Genomic DNA, 17,475 nt, shown 5'->3' with positions numbered 1-17,475 from the left:
CCATGCACGTCCTCGTGGTGCACAACCGCTACTCCTCGGCGCAGCCGAGCGGGGAGAACAGGGTCGTCGATGAGGAGGTGGGGCTGCTGCGCGCGGCCGGCCACCGGGTCGACGTGTTCGAGCGGCGCAGCGACGACATCGCCGGCCGGTCCCTGCTCGGCAAGGTCGCCGTGCCGCTCCTCGTGCCGTGGAACCCGGCGGTCCGCACGGAACTGGCCGCCCTGCTCCGCGCCGAGCGGCCGGACGTGGTGCACGTCCACAACGTCTTCCCGCTCCTGTCGCCCGCGGTGCTGGCCGCCTGCGCCGACGCCGGCGTGCCCGCCGTCGCCACGCTGCACAACTACACCCAGGTCTGCCCGCCCGGCACCCTGCAGCGGGAGGGCCGGGTGTGCACCGAGTGCGTCGGGTCGGCGGCGCCGCTGCCCGCCGTCCGGCACGGCTGCTACCGGAACTCCCGGCTGGCGACGGTGCCGCTCGCGGTCAGCCTGTCGGTCAACCGGCGGCGGTGGTGGTCCGGCGTGGAGCGGTTCCTCTGCATCTCCGCGGCGCAGCGCGACGTCCTGGTGCGGTCCGGCATGCCGCCCGAGCGGCTGGCGGTGAAGCACAACTTCGTACCCGACCCGGGCGCCTGCCGAGCCGGCGACGGCGAGCATCTGCTCTTTCTCGGCCGGCTCGCCGAGGCCAAGGGCGTGCGGCTGCTCATGGCCGCGTGGGACGACGTCGCCGCGGCCGGCGGTGTGGGCGTGCCGCTCGTGCTCGCCGGCTCGGGACCACTGGAGCGAGAGGTGACCGCGTGGGCGGCGGGCCGGGACGACGTGCGGTACGCCGGCCTGCTCGACCCGGAGGAGTGCCGGAAGGCCGTCGCGCGGTCGGTCGCCGTGGTGGCTCCCTCGGTGGCCCTGGAGACGTTCGGACTGGTGGTCGCGGAGGCGATGGCGGCGGGGGTCCCCGTCGTGGCCGCCGGCCACGGCTCCTTCGTCGAACTCGTCGAGGACGGGGTGACCGGGCTGCTGCACCGGCCGGGCGAGCCCGCCTCGCTCGCGTCCTGCATACGCCGGATCGCGGCCGAGCCGGCCCGCAACCGGGAGATGGGCCAGGCGGCCCGGCGCCGTTACGAGCGGGGTTTCAGCCCGGCCGTCGGCCTTGAGCGCCTGGTGGAGGAGTACCGCACCGCGATCGCGGGGCGGTCAGCACTGGCTCGCGGCGGGGACACCCGCGCGAGCAGGGGGGATGGGGACAGTAGATGACACGATGCCGACTCTGCGGCTCGGCGGCGCTGGCGAGCGTCGTCGATCTGGGGGCGACCCCGCCGTGTGAGAGCTTTCTCGCCGCGGACCGACTGGACCAGCCGGAGCCGGCGTACCCGCTGCACCTGCGGGTCTGCACCGACTGCTGGCTGGCACAGATACCTCCGCTGATCACGCCGGAGGAGACGTTCAAGGAGTACGCGTACTTCTCGTCCTACTCGACCTCCTGGGTGGAGCACGCGCGCACGTTCGTCGCCGACGCCGTACAGCGGGTGGGTCTCGGCCCCGACTCCTTCGTGGTCGAGGTCGCGAGCAACGACGGGTATCTGCTGAGGCACGTGGTGGACCGGGAGATCCGCTGCCTGGGCATCGAGCCGTCGGTGAACGTCGGCGCCGCGGCGCGGGACGCGGGTGTGCCCACGCTCACGGAGTTCCTGAGCCCGGACACCGGCGCCGCCGTCCGCGAAGAGCACGGCCCGGCGGACCTGGTCGTGGCCAACAACGTGTACGCGCACATCCCCGACGTGGTCGGCTTCACCCGGGGGCTGCGCGCCCTGGTCGCCGACGACGGCTGGGTCTCCATCGAGGTGCAGCACCTGCTGACCCTGATCGAGGAGAACCAGTACGACACGATCTACCACGAGCACTTCCAGTACTACACGGTCGCCTCCGCGATACGGGCCCTCGCGAGCGGCGGACTCACGCTCGTGGACGTCGAGTTGCTGCCCACGCACGGCGGCTCCATCCGGCTGTGGGCCCGCCCGGCCGAGGTGGCCGGCGAACCGACGCAGCAGGTGGCCGACGTGCTGGCCCGGGAGAAGGCCGCCGGGCTGCAGGAGCTGTCCGGGTACACCGAGTTCTCCGCCCGGGTTGCCAAGGTGCGCCGGGATCTGCTGCGGTTCCTCATCGAGGCGGCCGAGCGCGGCGAGACGGTCGTCGGCTACGGCGCCCCGGGCAAGGGCAACACCCTGCTCAACCACTGCGGCATCCGGCCCGACCTGCTCCCCTACACGGTCGACCGCAACCCCTACAAGCACGGCAGGTTCACCCCGGGCACCCGCATCCCGATCCTGCCGCCGGAGCAGATAGCCGCCGACAAACCGGACTACGTCCTCGTCCTCCCGTGGAACCTGCGGGCCGAGCTGGTCGAGCAGCTGTCCTTCGTCCACGACTGGGGCGGCCGGCTGGTCTTCCCCATCCCGGAACTGAGCGTTGTCGAGGTCGCGTCCCGAGAGGTCACAGCATGAAGGTCGTTCTGTTCTGCGGCGGTTACGGGATGCGGATGCGCAACGGTGCCGGCGACGACGTACCCAAGCCGATGGCGATGGTCGGGCCGCGCCCGCTGATCTGGCACGTGATGCGCTACTACGCGCACTTCGGGCACACGGAGTTCATCCTGTGCCTCGGCTACGGCGCCCACCACATCAAGGACTTCTTCCTCACCTACGAGGAGACGACGTCCAACGACTTCGTGCTGCGGGGCGGGCGGACCGAGCTGCTGTCCACCGACATCTCGGACTGGACGATCACGTTCGCGCAGACCGGCATCGAGTCACCGATCGGGGAGCGGCTGCGCCGGGTGCGGCACCACCTCGACGGCGACGAGATGTTCCTCGCCAACTACGCCGACGTGCTCACCGACGCGCCGCTGCCGGAGATGATCGAGAACTTCGCCCGGCGCGACGCCGGCGCGTCGATGATGGTGGTGCCGCCGCAGTCCTCGTTCCACTGCGTGGACCTGGGCGAGGACGGCCTGGTGGGGGGCATCACCGCGGTGAGCGAACTGCCGCTGTGGGAGAACGGCGGCTACTTCGTGCTCCGCCAGGAGGTCTTCGACCACATCCCGGAGAACGGGGACCTGGTCGCCGACGGGTGCGCCCAACTGGCCAAGCGGGGCCGGCTGGTGGCGCACCAGCACCGCGGCTTCTGGAAGCCCACCGACACCGTGAAGGAGCGGGCCGCGCTCGACGAGGCCTACGCCCGGGGCGACCGGCCGTGGGCCGTGTGGGAGCGGGACTCCGCGGTGAGGACCGCGTGATCCGGCTCGGGGCCGGGCGCCCGGAGCGGATCGTCGCGGTGGGCGCGCACTGCGACGACATCGCGATCGGCGCCGGCGGCACGCTGCTGACGTTGTGTCTCGCCCGGCCGGGTATCCGTGTCGACGCGCTGGTGCTCTCCGGCGGTGGCACCGAGCGGGAGCAGGAGGAGCAGGCCGCGCTCACCGCCTTCTGCCCGGGCGCCGACCTGCGGCTGACCGTGCTCAAGCTGCCGGACGGCCGGATGCCCGCGCACTGGGAGGAGGCCAAGGCCGCGGTCGAGGAGCTGCGGACGCGGACCGATCCGGATCTCGTGCTGGCCCCCCGTACCGATGACGCGCACCAGGACCACCGCGGCCTGGCGCAGCTGGTACCGACCGCGTTCCGCGACCACCTCGTGCTCGGCTACGAGATCGTCAAGTGGGACGGCGATCTCGGCCGGCCGGCGGCGTACCAGCCGCTGCCGCCGGAGATCGCCGAGCGGAAGGTGCGGCTGCTGCAGGAGCACTATCCCTCGCAGCGGCACCGGCCCTGGTACGACCGGGAGGCCTTCCTCGGCCTTGCCCGGATCCGCGGTATCGAATGCCACGAGCGCTACGCCGAGGCGTTCGCCGTCACCAAACTCATGCTCAACCTGGGGGGTTGAACCTTGCGCGTACTGCTGACCGGACACCAGGGCTACCTGGGCACCGTGATGGCCCCGGTCCTCAAGGCCGCCGGACACGAGGTCGTCGGCCTCGACTCCGGCCTGTTCGCCGACTGCGTCCTCGGCCCGAAACCCGCGGACCCGCAGGGGCACCGGGTGGACCTGCGCGACGTCACGGCCGACCACGTGGCCGGGGTGGACGCCGTGATCCACCTGGCCGCGCTGTCCAACGACCCGCTGGGGTCGCTGGCGCCGGAGCTCACCTACGACATCAACCACCACGCGTCCGTGCGGCTTGCCCGGCTGGCCCACGACGCCGGAGTGCGGCGCTTCCTGTACGCGTCGACGTGCTCGGTCTACGGCGCCGCCGGCGGCGACGACCTGGTGGGTGAGGACGCCCCGCTGCGCCCGGTGACCCCGTACGCGGAGTCCAAGGTGCGGGTGGAGGACGACCTGCACGCGCTGGCCGACGGCGACTTCACCCCGGTGTTCATGCGCAACGCCACCGCCTTCGGCTACTCCCCCCGGCTGCGCGCCGACATCGTGCTGAACAACCTGGTGGGTCACGCGCTGCTGTCCGGCGAGGTCCTGGTGCTCTCCGACGGCACCCCCTGGCGCCCGCTGGTGCACGCCGCCGACATCGCGCGGGCCTTCACGGCCGCGCTGACCGCGCCCCGGGAAGCGGTGCACGACCGGGCGTTCAACATCGGCAGCGAGATGAACAACGTCACGGTCGCCGAGATCGCCGCGCAGGTCGCCGAGGCGGTGTCCGGCGCGAAGGTGGTGATCACGGGCGAGACCGGCGCCGATCCGCGGTCGTACCGGGTGGACTTCTCCCGGTTCCGCGCCGCGGTGCCCGGCTTCGACTGCGAGTGGACGGTGAAGCAGGGCGCGCTCGAACTCGCCGACGCCTACCGGAAACACGGGCTGACCCGGGAGGACTTCGAGCGGCGTTTCACCCGCCTCGCCGTGCTGCGCGCGGCGTCCGAGTCCGGCGCGGTCGACGACACCCTGCGGTGGCGCCCGTGACCGCGATCGGCGAGGAGATGTACGCGCTGGTGGAGCGGCTGTACCCGTTCTGCCGGAGCATCACCGGCGATGGCGTGCGCGCCACCCTGGACATCGTCGGCGAGTACATCCCGCTGCAGACGCACGAGGTGCCGACCGGGACGCAGGTGCTCGACTGGACGGTGCCGCAGGAGTGGAACATCCGGGACGCGTACATCGCCGACGCCGCCGGCCGCCGGGTCGTCGACTTCGCCGCGTCCAGCCTGCACGTGCTCGGCTACAGCGTGCCGGTGTCGGCGACCATGCCGCTGGCCGAGCTGCGTGAGCACCTGCACACCCTGCCGGACCACCCGTCCTGGGTGCCGTACCGCACCAGTTACTACAAGCCGGAATGGGGGTTCTGCCTGGCCCAGGAGACCCTGGACGCGATGCCGGACGGCGAGTACGAGGTGTGCGTCGACTCCACCCTCGCCGACGGCCACCTCACCTACGCCGAGCACGTGGTCCCCGGGCAGGTCCCCGACGAGGTGATCGTCTCCTGTCACGTCTGCCACCCGTCGCTGGCCAACGACAATCTGGCCGGCATCGCGGTGGCGGCGTTCCTGGCCCGGTCGCTGGCGGAGCGGACGCCGTACTACACCTACCGGTTCCTGTTCGCGCCCGGCACCATCGGGGCGATCACCTGGCTGGCCCGCAACGCGGATCGGGTGGAACGGGTCAAGCACGGGCTGGTGCTGGCCTGCGCCGGAGACCCGGGGCACCTGACGTACAAGCAGAGCAGGCGAGGCGACGCGGAGATCGACCGGGTGATGCGGCACGTCCTGACGGCCTCCGAACGCCCGCACCGCGTCACCGAGTTCACTCCGTACGGCTACGACGAGCGGCAGTTCTGCTCGCCCGGGTTCAATCTCGGCGTGGGCTCGCTCACCCGTACCCCGTACGCGGGCTACCCCGAGTACCACACCTCGGCGGACAACCTGGACTTCGTCTCCCCGGAGGCGATGGCGGACACGCTCGCCGTCTGCCGCGAGGCGTTCGCCGTGCTCGACCGCAACCGGCGGTACCTGAACCTCAGCCCTTACGGCGAACCGCAGTTGGGCCGGCGTGGGCTGTACGACGCGCTCGGCGGCCGCAGCGACACCAAGCAGGCCCAGATGGCCATGCTCTGGGTGCTCAACCTGTCCGACGGCGAGCACAGTCTGCTGGACGTCGCCGAGCGGTCCGGGCTGCCGTTCGACGCCGTCGCCGCCGCGGCCGGAGCCCTGCACGGCGCCGGGCTGATCAAGGCATGACGCCGATGACCAGCGACAGGGAGGATCCGCCGACAACGGCGCCACCGGCCGGGTCAGCCAAGCGGGCCCTCGTGGGCCGGCTGTCCTGGGGACTGGCCGACCAGGCGGTCTCCAGCATGTCCAACTTCGTGGTGGGCATCTTCGTGGCCCGCTCACTGGGGGTGACCGCGTTCGGCATCTTCAGTCTGGCCTGGGTGACCTACGGCGTGGTGCTCAACGTCTCCCGCGGCCTCGCCACCGATCCGCTCACGGTGCGCTTCAGCGGCGTGCCGGACGCGTCCTGGCGCGGCGCGGTGGCCCGGTCGACCGGTACCGCACTCGGCGTCGGCTCCGCCATCGGCGCGGTCTGCCTGGTGGCCGGGCTCGGTCTCGGCGGCCGCGTGGGGCCCGCGTTCGCCTGCCTCGGCGTCATGCTGCCGGGGCTGCTGCTGCAGGACGCGTGGCGGTTCGCGTTCTTCGCCGCCGGAGCCGGGCGGAAGGCGTTCGTCAACGACGTCGTGTGGGGCGTCGCGCTCGTCCCGGCCATGGTCGTGGCGGCGCGCGTGGGCAGCGTGGCCGCGTATCTGCTCGCCTGGGGCGCGTCCGCCACGGTGGCCGCGGGGTACGGCTGCCTCCAGTCCGGCATCCGGCCCCGGGTGACCCGGGCGCGCGCGTGGCTGCGCGAACAGCGCGATCTCGGTTACCGCTACCTGGTCGAGAACGTCAGCCTCAGCGGCGCGAGCCAGCTGCGGGCCTACGGGCTCGGCGCGATCGTCGGGGTCGGCGCGGTGGGCGCGGTACGGGGCGCCGAGCTCCTGCTCGGCCCGTTCCTCGCCGTGCTGATGGGTCTTTCGCTGGTCACCGTCCCGGAGGCGGCACGGGTGCTGCGGCGGGCCCCGCACCGCCTCGGCAGGTTCTGTCTCCTGCTGGGCGGCGGGCAGGCCGCCGCCGCGCTGGTCTGGGGTGCGGCACTGCTGCTGCTGACAGACCGGCTCGGCGAACTCCTGCTCGGAGACGTCTGGCACTCCGCCGCCCAGCTCATCGTGCCGGTCACCCTCGGGGTCGCGGGCGCCGGCCTCGGCACCGGCGCGGCGGCCGGGCTGCGCGCGCTCGGCGCGGCCCGGCGCAGCCTGCGCTCCCAGTTGTTCGCCTCCGCCTGCTACGTCGGCGGCGGGCTCGGCGGGGCGGCCGTGGCCGGCACGGTCGGCTCGGCCTGGGGTGTCGCCGCCGCGACCGTCAGCGGTTCGGCCGTGTGGTGGCTGCACCTGCGCTCCGCCCTGCGCGAGCGCCACCCGAACCCCATCCCCGAAGTGAGGACGCCATGACCGCCCATCCCCGGCTGAGCATCGGCCTGCCCGTGTACAACGGCGAGGAGTACCTGGCCGAGTCGCTCGACGCCCTGCTCGGGCAGACGTACGAGGACTTCGAGCTGGTCATCTCGGACAACGCCTCGACCGACGGGACCCAGGACATCTGCCGCAAGTACGCGGCTCAGGACTCGCGCGTCCGGTACATCCGGCTGCCCCGGAACATCGGCGCCGCTCCGAACCACAACTACGTGTTCACCGAGTGCCACGGCGAGCTGTTCAAGTGGGCCTCGCACGACGACCTGTACGCACGGGACCTGCTGCGGCGCTGTGTGGAGGCGCTGGACGAGCGGCCCCATGTGATCCTCGCGCACGCCGACCAGGCGGTCATCGACGAGGACGGGAAGGTGAAGGTCCCGTACGAGTACACGCTCGCCACCGCCTCGCCGCACGCGCCGGAGCGTTTCCGCAGCATGCTGTTCGAGCCCGGCGGCGACGACTTCTACGGGGTGATGCGGGCCGACGTGCTGCGCCGGGTCAAGCCGCACGACAGCTACCACCACGCGGACCGGACGTTCGTCGCCGAGATCGGCCTGCACGGGCCCTTCCACCAGGTGCCGGAGCTGCTGTACTTCCGCCGCGACCACCCCACCCGCGCCGAGCGGGCGAACCCGTCCAAGCGCTCCCGGTGCGTCAACCTGGATCCGCGCCGGGCGGGCGTGCTGCACCCGACGCCCCGGCTGCTCGCCGAGTACGTCGGGGGCTTCGTCTCGGCGATCCGGCGGGCTCCGCTGTCCTCGGCCGACCGGCGCGCGTGCTACCGCCACCTCGCCGCATGGATGACCAGCCGGGCCCGGCCGGGCGCCGGCGAGCGGGTCGAGGACCGCGCCCCGGTCGACCCGGCCAAGTTCGACGTCTCCGTCGACGCCCTCGTCGCGGGCCGTGAGGGGCGGCGGGCATGAGGACGGCGACACGCGTCGGGGTGTTCGGTCTGCTCGGCTCCGGCAACCTCGGCAACGACGGGTCGCTCGAAGCCGTGCTCGGCTACCTCCGCGCCGAGCACCCGGAGGCGGTCGTGGACGCGCTGTGCGGCGGACCCGAGTCCGTCACGGCCCGGTTCGGGATCCCCGCGACGCGGCTGCACTGGAACCGCGGGGAGTACCGGACGGCGTCACGTGCGGGCGCGATCGCGGCCAAGGGCCTGGGCAAACTCATCGACGTCGTCCGCACCGCCGCCTGGGTGCGCCGGCACGACGTGGTGGTCGTGCCGGGCATGGGCGTCCTGGAGGCCACGCTGCCGCTGCGGCCGTGGGGTTTCCCGTACTCGCTGTTCCTGCTGTGCGCGAGCGGCCGGGTGCTGCGCACCCGGGTCGCGCTGGTCGGCGTCGGCGCGGACGCGATCAGCGACCGGCCGACCCGGGCCCTGGTGCGCTGGTCGGCGCAGCTGGCCGCGTACCGGTCGTACCGGGACGACCTGTCCCGCGACGCGATGCGGGCGATGGGCGTGGACACCGCGCGCGACGAGGTCTACCCGGACCTCGCGTTCGCCCTGCCGGCGCCACCGACGAGCGCGCCCTCCAACTCGCCGGGCCCGGTCTGCGTCGGCGTCATGGACTTCCACGGCGGCAACGACGACCGCGCCCGGGCCGAGGAGATCCACCGCCGCTACCTCGACGGGACGACCCGGTTCGTCCGCGCGCTGGTCGAGGAGGGCAGGCCGGTCCGGCTGCTCACCGGCGACGCGTGCGACGCGCCGGTGGTCGCCGCGATCCTCGACGCGGTGGACTCGCCGCTGGTCACCGCCGCCGAGGCGGCCTCGCTGGCCGACCTGATGGAGGAGATGGCGGCTGCCGACTCCGTGGTGGCGACCAGGTACCACAACCTGGTCTGCGCGCTGAGAACCGGCACCCCGACGCTCGCACTCAGCTATGCGGCGAAGAGCGACGCGCTGATGGCCCGGATGGGCCTTGGCGCGTACTGCCACCCGGCTCGGGAAGTCGACGCCGAGCGGCTGCTGGAGCAGTTCCGGGCGCTGGAGAAGCGATCGGACGACCTGCGCCGGACCCTCGCCGAGCGCAACCTGGTCGCCGCCCGGCAACTCCAGGAGCAGTTCACCCGGTTGACCGCGGCCCTGTTCCCGGCGATCGGCCACGCCCAGGCCCACGCCCGCACTCGGCAGGAGACTCCATGAAAGCGACCCATGTCCCGGCGATCGCCGGCGCATACCTGTTCGAGGCGACGCCGTACGCCGACGAGCGCGGCTTCTTCTGTCGCACCTTCGACGCCGACGTGGTCCGCTCGGTGGGCCTCGACCCGGACGCCTTCGTCCAGGACAGCCTGTCCCGTTCGGTCCGGGGCGTGGTGCGCGGCCTGCACCTGCGCTCCGGCGCCGGCGAGGCCAAGCTGGTGCGCTGCTCGTACGGGCGCGTCTTCGACGTCGTCGTGGACCTGCGGCCGGACTCGCCGACCTACCTGGGCCGGGCCTTCTTCGAGCTGTCCGGCGAGACGCAGACGACCCTGTACATCCCGGCGGGATGCGCGCACGGCTTCCAGGCGCTGACGGAAACCGCCGACACCTCGTACCGGATCGACCGCCCGCACGATCCGGCCGAGGACGTGACGATCGCCTTCGACGACCCGGAGCTCGCCATCCCCTGGCCGCTGCCGGTCACATCGATGTCCCAGCGGGACCGGGAGGCGCCGAGCCTCGCCGAGGTCCTGAAGCGCAGAGAGAGCTGAGGTCGGCGTGGACACCGAACACACCGAATACACCGAGCACACCGAACACACGGAAGAGACCGAGGAGTTCACTCTTCCCCGGTCGCGGACGGCGAACGAGCGGCTCCACGCCATGGTCCCCGGGGGCGCGCACACCTACGCCAAGGGGGACGACCAGTACCCCGAGAACCTGGCCCCGGTCATCAGCCACGGCAGCGGTGCCCACGTGTGGGACGTCGACGGCAACCGCTACGTCGAGTACGGCTCCGGCCTGCGGTCGGTCAGCCTCGGCCACGCCCACCCGCGCGTGATCGAGGCGGTGCAACGGGAACTCGGCCGCGGCGGCAACTTCGTCCGGCCGTCCATCGTGGAGGTCGAGGCCGCGGAACGCTTCCTGGCCACGGTGCCGACCGCCGAGATGGTGAAGTTCGCGAAGAACGGTTCCGACGCCACGACCGCCGCGGTGCGCCTCGCCCGCGCCGTCACCGGGCGCCCGCGGGTGGCCATCTGCGCCGACCACCCGTTCTTCTCCGTCGACGACTGGTTCATCGGTACCACGCCGATGTCCGCCGGCATTCCGGCGGCGACCAACGAGCTCACCGTGGCGTTCCCCTACGGGGACCTGGCCGCCACACAGGAGCTGCTCACGCGGTACGAGGACGAGGTCGCCTGCCTGGTCCTCGAACCCGCCACCCACTCCGAGCCGCCGCCCGGGTACCTCGCCGGCCTGCGGGAGCTGGCCGACCGGCACGGCTGCGTACTCGTCTTCGATGAGATGATCACCGGCTTCCGCTGGTCCGAGGCGGGCGCCCAGGGCCTGTACGGCGTCGTCCCGGACCTCTCCACGTTCGGCAAGGCGCTGGGCAACGGGTTCGCCGTCTCCGCGCTGGCCGGGCGCCGGGACCTGATGGAGCGGGGCGGGCTGCGTCACTCCGGCGACCGGGTGTTCCTGCTGTCCACCACGCACGGCGCGGAAACGCACTCGCTGGCCGCCGCGATGGCCGTGCAGACCATCTACACCGAGGAGGGCGTCACCGCGCGGCTGCACGACCTCGGCGAGCGGTTGGCCGCCGGTGTCCGCGAGGCCGCGGACAGCATGGGCGTCGGCGACCACGTCGTCGTCCGGGGCCGGGCCAGCAACCTGGTCTTCGCCACCCTCGACGAGAACCGGCAGCCGTCGCAGGAGTACCGCACCCTGTTCCTGCGCCGGCTCCTCGCGGGCGGGGTGCTGGCCCCCTCGTTCGTGGTGAGCAGCGCGCTCAGCGACGCCGACATCGACCACACCGTCGACGTGGTGGCCCAGGCATGCGCGGTGTACCGGAAGGCGCTGGACGCCGCCGACCCCACTCCCTGGCTGGGCGGGCGGCCGGTGAAGCCCGTGTTCCGCCGCTTGGCGTGACGTGACCTGACCTGACTTGACTTCAGTGACGCTCTCACCGACCGGCGTCGGCCACCCGGTCGACCAGGTGGTCGGCCGTCCGGTCGACCAGCCAGGCGGTCGCCGGTATCACCGCCAGCGCGGTGCACCAGCCGCCGAGGACGTCCGTCGGGTAGTGCGCGCCCAGGACGACCTGCGCCCAGCCCATGGCGGCGCCGGCCACCAGCGCGGCGGCGAGCACGAGCAAGGTGCCGGCCGTCCTGCCGAGGCCGTGCCGGCCGACCACGAGCAGCGCCACCGCGAGGGCGAGCGCGGTGAGGAAGGCGGTGTGCCCGCTCGGGTAGGACAGGTTGCCGTCGCCGTGGATGGTGCGTCCCACCAGGGACTTGAGCAGCCTCGTCGTCCCCACGGACAGCCCGGTGCCGGCCACGACGAGCACCGCCGCGCGAGGACGCCGAAGCAGCAGGCAGCCCGTCACGGCGGCCACGACCAGCGTCGCCGCTCCTGCGGGCTCCCCCAAGAAGTCCGTGGCCAGAGCGACGTCCCGCCACCGCGGTCCCACACCGTCCACCGCCGCCCAGATCCGCGCGTCCACCGTGCCGGGCTCGCTGTCGTCGGCATAAAGGATGCCGAGTACGGCGACCACCAGAGCGGCGAGGGCCGCGACCGGCCCCAGCCACGAGCGCGGCGACAGGGGCCGCACCGCGGTCGCCGACCGGCCGGTCACACGCCCACCGCGTTCGGTCGGCCCGCGGTCCTTTGCCGTGATCCACGGTCCGGGTGGCGGTCGAGCCCGCAGCAGCGCTCATGGCGGAGGCGGGGACAAACCCGCGCACCGTCGCAGACCATCCGGCGGATGCCCGCACCTCCCCCTCCCGTCGGGGCCCACGTCAGGTCACCCGCCGCTACCGATGCCGCGCCCCGGCCTTCCGGCGCCGCCCCGCAAGGACATCGGAGCCAGTATCTCCCCATGATCGACGATTGTCGACGCCCTACGGCAGGCGCCAGTCCACCGGTGGCGCACCCTGTCCGACGAGCAGGTCGTTGGCCCGGCTGAACGGCCGCGAACCGAAGAAGCCCCGGTCCGCCGACATCGGGGAGGGATGCGCGGACTCGATCGCGGGGAGATCCCCGAGCAGCGGCCGCAGATTACGCGCGTCGCGACCCCACAGGATCGACACCAGCGGCTTGCCACGCGCGGCCAGCGCTCGGATGGCCTGCTCGGTGACCTCCTCCCACCCCTTGCCGCGGTGGGCTGCCGGCTTGCGGGGCGCCGTCGTCAGCGCCCTGTTGAGGAGCAGCACTCCCTGCTCGGTCCACGGCGTCAGATCGCCGTTCGACGGCCTGGGCAGCCCCAGGTCCGTGTGGAGTTCCCGGAAGATGTTCTCCAGGCTGCCCGGCAGCGAGCGCACCTCGGGCGCCACCGCGAAACTCAACCCGATGGCCATGCCCGGCGTGGGGTAGGGGTCCTGACCGACGATCAGGACGCGCACGTCGTCGAAGGGCTGCTGGAAAGCCCGCAGGACATTCGCACCGGACGGGAGGTAGGTCCGGCCGGCCGCTATCTCGGCCCGGAGGAAGTCCCCCATCGCGGCGATGCGTTCGGCCGCGGGTTCGAGAGCCTTCGCCCAGCCTGCTTCAACAAGTTCGTGCAAGGGTCGTCGTGCCACAGCGCGTCACCCTACTGGCACACGCCGGAACTCCGCACGAACACAGAAGCCCTCACGCACGGCCGCCGCCCTCGGCGCTACTCTTCCCTCCTGATCACGGTCGTCGAGTCGGCCCAGCGGGCCGCGCGGCCGGCCACGGGAAGGAGGGGAGCCTGTTGCATCCCGTGTTCCAGCCACTCCGCCATGGTCACAACGCCCGGTCAGCCCCTGGCTCTGGACACCGGCATCCCGGAACTCCCGCACACGCGGCGCATCTGTCGCACTCGGCCGCGCCGGAGGTACGGCCACTGCCGGGCAGCCTGATCACTGCCTTCCGTGGGCTCGCCTCCCACCCGTTCAGCCCCGCCGACGACCTGCTCGCCCGGCGGGGAACGCGGTCCGTGGACCGGCGCCTGCCGTGACCGGCGCCGGGGCGGTTCCCGTCGTGCTCGGCGTGGACTCGGGCGGCTCCGGGCTCCGCGTGGTGCTGGCCTCGGAGGGCAGGGCACGCACCGCCCCGCTGGTGTCCGCGGAACCGGTACGGACGGGTCCGGCGGGGATCGACGCAGGGCATCTGCTGGAGCAGCTCGTGCCCCTGGCGCGGCGGTTGCTCGACGACGCCGGCAGCGGTCCGCCGCGGGCGGTGGCCATCGGCGCCGCCGGGTTCGCGAGCCTGGGCGAGGGCATGCGCGCTGAGCTCCCGGGGGCCCTTGAGCGCGCGTTCGGTGTGCGCCGGGTCGCGCTGGCCGCCGACGCGGTCACGGCGTACGCGGGTGCTCTCGGGACGCGGGCAGGGGCGGTGGTCGCCGGTGGCACCGGGCTGATCGCGATCGGCACCGATCTGCGGAGCTGGCGCCGGGCGGACGGCTGGGGCCATCTTCTCGGTGACTGCGGTGGCGGCGCGTGGATCGGGCGGGCGGGTCTGGAGGCCGCGCTGCGCGCCCACGACGGACGGCCGGGCGGCTCGGCGCGGCTGCTGGCGCGCGCCGAGGAGCGGTTCGGGCCTGTCGCCTCCCTGCCCGGACGGCTCTATCCGCGCACCGACCGTGCCGCGGTGCTGGCCTCGTTCGCGCCCGAGGTGGCGGCGTGCGTCGAGACGGACCCGGTGGCGGCGGAGGTCCTGCGCTCGGCGGCCCGTCACATGGCCGAGTCCGTGGCCGCCGTCTGCCCCGTGTCGGGCGAGCCCCGTGTCGCTCTCACCGGTGGCCTGTTCAGGATGGGCGACCCTCTCCTCGTGCCCCTGGAGGCGGAGTTGGCGGAGCGGGTGCCGCACGCGCGGCGGGTGGCCGCCGAGGGTGATCCGCTGCACGGTGCGGTCCGCATCGCGGCAGAGTTGGCCGAGGGGGTGCCGGCCCTGCCGGGCGACGAGAGGATGCTGCACGTGCAGCTGGCCGAAAACTAGTACCATAAAACGGACTTACTTCTTGCCGTCCAGCAACTGCGAGATGAGCCGCTTCCGCTACCGCATGTCAGCGAGGAGTGACACGGTTTTGTGCCGATCGTCACGTAACTCATCAGACAAATCCGGACGGATACCGCTCACCTGCACCCTCCCCGAACAGGGGAGCCCAGGAAGCCAGTAGCATGCGGCGCCATGAGCTCCCCCACTGGGCCCGCATCCGGCCTGCCTGTACGAATGCCGCGACCCCGCCAGCCCGGGCGGCACCGCCGCCCCGAGCCCCTGGCGGCTCCTGAAGGCGCGCCCGCGCTCGTCCTCGCGGTGCCGGGCACGCCCAGCGCCGCCACACGCAGCCTCGCCGAGGAGGTCGTGAGCATCGCGCGCTCCGAGCTGCCCGGCCTGGACGCGCGGATCGGGTACCTCGACGGGGCGGGCGACGAGTTCCCCACCCTCCAGTCGGTGCTCGTCCGCGCCGCCGAGGAGCGCACCGCCCGCTTCGAGCAGGCCCGCGCCGCCGGCATGGACGTCAGGGAGCCGGAGGGCCCCGTCGCCGTCGTCGTGCCCCTGCTCGCGGGACCGGACAGCTCACTGCTGCGCCAGGTCCGCCAGGCCGTCATGGAGAGCCGTATCGCGGCCGACCTGACCGACGTCCTCGGCCCGCACCCGCTGCTCGCCGAGGCGCTGCACGTGCGGCTGTCCGAGGCCGGTCTGGCCCGCGCCGACCGCGCCCGCCTGTTCACCGTGGCGACCGCCGCGGACGGCATCATCCTCGCGTCCGTCGGCGGTGACGAGGCCGTGCAGGCGGCCGGGATCACCGGCATGCTGCTCGCCGCGCGCCTCGCCGTGCCGGTAATGGCCGCGGCGCTCGACCAGGAGGGCTCGATCTCGGCAGTGGCCGAGCAGCTGCGCTCCTCCGGTTCGCAGAACCTCGCGCTCGCCCCCTATCTGATCGGCCCGGAGATCGACGCGGGACTTCTCGACGCGGCCGCCAAGGAGGCGGGCTGCTCCGCCGCCGAGGCCCTCGGCCCGTACCCGGCGATCGGCAAGCTGGCGCTCTCGAAGTACACGTCGGCGTTGGGGATCACCCCGCAGCAGCCGCAGGGCATGCCGGTGCGCTGAGCCTCGTTGCCGCGCCCGCCGGGTTCCGTGGATGCGCCAAGGGCCCGCTCCCCTCTCGGGAGCGGGCCCTTCGCCGCTCGGGGGGTCCAGGGGCGTGCGGAACCAAGCAACCGCAGCGAATCCGCAGCCAACGAACAGCGATCAGTACCGGCCGGCGTCTCAGCCCAGGATCACGCACGAGGCCGCGGCGACCTCGACCGAGCCCTCCGGGGCGGGCACCCCCGTGTCCGGGTCGACGGAGAACCAGCTCACGTTTCCCGCGCGCTCGTTCGCGACGTACAGGAAACCGCCCGAGGCGGCGAGCGCGCGCGGCCAGTGGCCGCCGCACGGCACCGTGCCCGCCAGCGCGAGCTTCTCGCCGTCCCCGTCGGCCGTCAGGACGGAGAGCACGTCCTGGCCGCGTGTCGCCGTCCACACGAAGCGTCCGTCGGACGACACGGCGATGCCCGACGGGTAGGCGTCGCCGTCCGGGGTGCCCTGCAGGACCGGGGTCTCACCGAGCGGTGTGAGCTCACCACTGCCAAAGTCCCAGCGGCAGACGGTGACGATCGGCGCGAGTTCGTGCAGCACGTACGCGTACGAACCGTTCGGGTGGAAGGCCAGGTGGCGGGGCCCGGAGCCGGGCCTGAGCGTGGTCTGGCGGCGCAGGACCGGCACCCCGGCGTCCAGCTCGCACACCAGCACCGCGTCGGTGCCCAGGTCGACGCCGACGGCCCAGCGGCCGCTCGGGTCCGGCTGCACCTGGTGGGCGTGCGGTCCCTCCTGGCGCTGCTCGTTGGGCCCTGAGCCGGTGTGCCGGAGGACTCCGGACGCGGCGTGCGCCAGGGTGCCGTCGGCTCGCAGGGGTACCGCGGTGACGCTGCCGGAGCCGTAGTTGGCGGTCAGGACGTGTCCGGCGACGAGGCTCAGATGGGTGGGCCCGTCGCCGTGGACCGGGACGGGCGGCCCGGTGAGCTCCGGCCGGTCGCCGGTCACGCGGTACGCCGCGACCGCTCCCTCGGCCGTCTCGCTGACGCTGTAGAGGACGTCGCCGCCCGGCGCCAGGGCGAGGTACGACGGGTCGGGCACGTCGTCCGCGTGACCGAGGACGGTCAGCGCGCCGCTCGCCTCGTCCACGGCCGCCACGACGACGCCGGGACCGCCCGCGCTCGTGAACGAGCCGATGAACGCCCGCCGCCCTGTGCCGCCACCCGCGCCCACATCTGTCACTGTCCCTGTCACTGCCGTCCCCTCTCGGTGACACGCCTGCCGGCACCGTGCCGTTGGCGCAGACGGTAGCAGGAGGTCTAGACCAAAGCTCCGTCGCCCACGTTGCCACGCGCGGAGAACAGCTCAGCCCCGCGCCGGTGACGAGCGCAGGGGCGGCCAGGGCGGTGCGGGCGTGCTCCAGGCCGTCAAGTGGGCGAGTGCCTGGCGGCGCCCGGGTGCCGGCCGGGTGCGCCCGTGTACGGCGGCACGGCGCCACGCGGTACGGCGCCGAGCAGCGTCTCGACCGCCGACTCGACGCGCAGGCACGCGACCGTGAGGCGGGCGTCGTGCGAGGCCTTGCCCACGGCATTCCCATCACTGATGTCGCCGAGTGGATGGGACACAAAACAATCGAGGTCACGTACCGGAACTACCGGCACCTCGTGCCGGGCTCCATCACGAGGGCAGCCGGGGTCCTCAACGAGCGGCTATGAGCCGCCTGGCAGAAA

Annotated in this window: 17 protein-coding genes and 1 pseudogene; 14 read left to right on the top strand and 4 right to left on the bottom strand. The window is 73.0% G+C overall.

All coding sequences use genetic code 11. The features are described 5' to 3' along the window. Positions 1-2: 2 nt before the first annotated feature. Genes ACZ49J_RS19390 through ACZ49J_RS19340 form a run of 11 tightly spaced genes read left to right on the top strand, consistent with a single transcriptional unit; the run spans position 3 to position 11,632 of the window. Complete coding sequence (locus tag ACZ49J_RS19390; RefSeq protein ID WP_467449442.1) at positions 3-1,247, top strand: glycosyltransferase; 1,245 nt, start codon at positions 3-5, stop codon at positions 1,245-1,247. Beyond that, on the top strand, positions 1,244-2,494 hold the full coding sequence (locus ACZ49J_RS19385) for a class I SAM-dependent methyltransferase (RefSeq protein ID WP_467449441.1): 1,251 nt from the start codon (positions 1,244-1,246) through the stop codon (positions 2,492-2,494). Before ACZ49J_RS19390 ends, ACZ49J_RS19385 begins: the two co-directional genes overlap by 4 nt. Beyond that, a complete protein-coding gene (locus ACZ49J_RS19380; protein WP_467449439.1) occupies positions 2,491-3,285 on the top strand; it encodes a glycosyltransferase family protein in 795 nt (264 codons plus the stop codon). Before ACZ49J_RS19385 ends, ACZ49J_RS19380 begins: the two co-directional genes overlap by 4 nt. Further along, positions 3,282-3,929, top strand: coding sequence for a PIG-L deacetylase family protein (locus ACZ49J_RS19375; RefSeq protein ID WP_467449438.1), 648 nt, complete (start codon positions 3,282-3,284; stop codon positions 3,927-3,929). The genes ACZ49J_RS19380 and ACZ49J_RS19375 overlap by 4 nt, the downstream gene beginning before the upstream one ends. 3 nt (positions 3,930-3,932) lie before the next feature. Continuing rightward, a complete protein-coding gene (locus tag ACZ49J_RS19370; RefSeq protein ID WP_467449437.1) occupies positions 3,933-4,958 on the top strand; it encodes an NAD-dependent epimerase/dehydratase family protein in 1,026 nt (341 codons plus the stop codon). Continuing rightward, positions 4,946-6,229 carry a DUF4910 domain-containing protein gene (locus tag ACZ49J_RS19365; RefSeq protein WP_467449436.1) on the top strand — a complete coding sequence of 428 codons (1,284 nt, stop codon included), beginning with the start codon at positions 4,946-4,948 and terminating at the stop codon, positions 6,227-6,229. Before ACZ49J_RS19370 ends, ACZ49J_RS19365 begins: the two co-directional genes overlap by 13 nt. After that, positions 6,226-7,533 carry a hypothetical protein gene (locus tag ACZ49J_RS19360; RefSeq protein ID WP_467449434.1) on the top strand — a complete coding sequence of 436 codons (1,308 nt, stop codon included), beginning with the start codon at positions 6,226-6,228 and terminating at the stop codon, positions 7,531-7,533. Before ACZ49J_RS19365 ends, ACZ49J_RS19360 begins: the two co-directional genes overlap by 4 nt. After that, positions 7,530-8,477 carry a glycosyltransferase family 2 protein gene (locus ACZ49J_RS19355; RefSeq protein ID WP_467449433.1) on the top strand — a complete coding sequence of 316 codons (948 nt, stop codon included), beginning with the start codon at positions 7,530-7,532 and terminating at the stop codon, positions 8,475-8,477. Before ACZ49J_RS19360 ends, ACZ49J_RS19355 begins: the two co-directional genes overlap by 4 nt. Further along, complete coding sequence (locus tag ACZ49J_RS19350) at positions 8,474-9,706, top strand: polysaccharide pyruvyl transferase family protein (RefSeq protein WP_467449430.1); 1,233 nt, start codon at positions 8,474-8,476, stop codon at positions 9,704-9,706. Before ACZ49J_RS19355 ends, ACZ49J_RS19350 begins: the two co-directional genes overlap by 4 nt. Beyond that, complete coding sequence (locus tag ACZ49J_RS19345) at positions 9,703-10,254, top strand: dTDP-4-dehydrorhamnose 3,5-epimerase family protein (protein WP_467449428.1); 552 nt, start codon at positions 9,703-9,705, stop codon at positions 10,252-10,254. Before ACZ49J_RS19350 ends, ACZ49J_RS19345 begins: the two co-directional genes overlap by 4 nt. 7 nt (positions 10,255-10,261) lie before the next feature. Then, on the top strand, positions 10,262-11,632 hold the full coding sequence (locus ACZ49J_RS19340) for a glutamate-1-semialdehyde 2,1-aminomutase (RefSeq protein WP_467449427.1): 1,371 nt from the start codon (positions 10,262-10,264) through the stop codon (positions 11,630-11,632). 34 nt (positions 11,633-11,666) lie between these two features. Here ACZ49J_RS19340 and ACZ49J_RS19335 read toward each other — a convergent pair whose 3' ends face one another. Together ACZ49J_RS19335 and ACZ49J_RS19330 are read right to left on the bottom strand one after the other, a co-directional pair. Then, the gene (locus ACZ49J_RS19335; RefSeq protein ID WP_467449426.1) at positions 11,667-12,338 is read right to left on the bottom strand and encodes a phosphatase PAP2 family protein; all 672 of its coding nucleotides are present in this window, start codon (positions 12,336-12,338) and stop codon (positions 11,667-11,669) included. A 265-nt stretch (positions 12,339-12,603) separates the two neighbouring features. Next, the gene (locus ACZ49J_RS19330) at positions 12,604-13,281 is read right to left on the bottom strand and encodes a uracil-DNA glycosylase (protein ID WP_467449425.1); all 678 of its coding nucleotides are present in this window, start codon (positions 13,279-13,281) and stop codon (positions 12,604-12,606) included. Between the two features lie 397 nt (positions 13,282-13,678). Between ACZ49J_RS19330 and ACZ49J_RS19325 the strand changes: the two genes are divergently transcribed. Beyond that, a complete protein-coding gene (locus tag ACZ49J_RS19325; RefSeq protein WP_467449424.1) occupies positions 13,679-14,662 on the top strand; it encodes an N-acetylglucosamine kinase in 984 nt (327 codons plus the stop codon). A gap of 192 nt (positions 14,663-14,854) precedes the next feature. Next, positions 14,855-15,778 carry a sirohydrochlorin chelatase gene (locus tag ACZ49J_RS19320; protein ID WP_467449422.1) on the top strand — a complete coding sequence of 308 codons (924 nt, stop codon included), beginning with the start codon at positions 14,855-14,857 and terminating at the stop codon, positions 15,776-15,778. A gap of 159 nt (positions 15,779-15,937) precedes the next feature. Here ACZ49J_RS19320 and ACZ49J_RS19315 read toward each other — a convergent pair whose 3' ends face one another. After that, positions 15,938-16,978 carry a lactonase family protein gene (locus ACZ49J_RS19315; RefSeq protein ID WP_467449756.1) on the bottom strand — a complete coding sequence of 347 codons (1,041 nt, stop codon included), beginning with the start codon at positions 16,976-16,978 and terminating at the stop codon, positions 15,938-15,940. Positions 16,979-17,172: 194 nt separating this feature from the next. Beyond that, positions 17,173-17,370 carry a hypothetical protein gene (locus tag ACZ49J_RS19310; protein ID WP_467449793.1) on the bottom strand — a complete coding sequence of 66 codons (198 nt, stop codon included), beginning with the start codon at positions 17,368-17,370 and terminating at the stop codon, positions 17,173-17,175. On the opposite strand from ACZ49J_RS19310, the pseudogene ACZ49J_RS19305 reads away from it, so the two are divergent. After that, positions 17,323-17,460: pseudogene (locus tag ACZ49J_RS19305) on the top strand (tyrosine-type recombinase/integrase); the annotation flags it as partial. The gene ACZ49J_RS19310 and the pseudogene ACZ49J_RS19305 overlap by 48 nt on opposite strands. Between the last annotated feature and the right edge of the window lie 15 nt (positions 17,461-17,475).

The sequence above is a fragment of the Streptomyces sp. NPDC030840 genome, assembly GCF_055572015.1.
This window is presented reverse-complemented; position numbering and strand designations above follow the sequence as displayed.

Excerpts from the sequence above, each read along its gene's own strand:
- ACZ49J_RS19380 (WP_467449439.1), top strand. The coding sequence starts at position 2,491 with ATGAAGGTCGTTCTGTTCTGCGGCGGTTACGGGATGCGGATGCGCAAC.
- ACZ49J_RS19360 (WP_467449434.1), top strand. The coding sequence starts at position 6,226 with ATGACGCCGATGACCAGCGACAGGGAGGATCCGCCGACAACGGCGCCA.
- ACZ49J_RS19345 (WP_467449428.1), top strand. The coding sequence starts at position 9,703 with ATGAAAGCGACCCATGTCCCGGCGATCGCCGGCGCATACCTGTTCGAG.
- ACZ49J_RS19385 (WP_467449441.1), top strand. The coding sequence starts at position 1,244 with ATGACACGATGCCGACTCTGCGGCTCGGCGGCGCTGGCGAGCGTCGTC.
- ACZ49J_RS19390 (WP_467449442.1), top strand. The coding sequence starts at position 3 with ATGCACGTCCTCGTGGTGCACAACCGCTACTCCTCGGCGCAGCCGAGC.
- ACZ49J_RS19320 (WP_467449422.1), top strand. The coding sequence starts at position 14,855 with ATGAGCTCCCCCACTGGGCCCGCATCCGGCCTGCCTGTACGAATGCCG.
- ACZ49J_RS19350 (WP_467449430.1), top strand. The coding sequence starts at position 8,474 with ATGAGGACGGCGACACGCGTCGGGGTGTTCGGTCTGCTCGGCTCCGGC.
- ACZ49J_RS19355 (WP_467449433.1), top strand. The coding sequence starts at position 7,530 with ATGACCGCCCATCCCCGGCTGAGCATCGGCCTGCCCGTGTACAACGGC.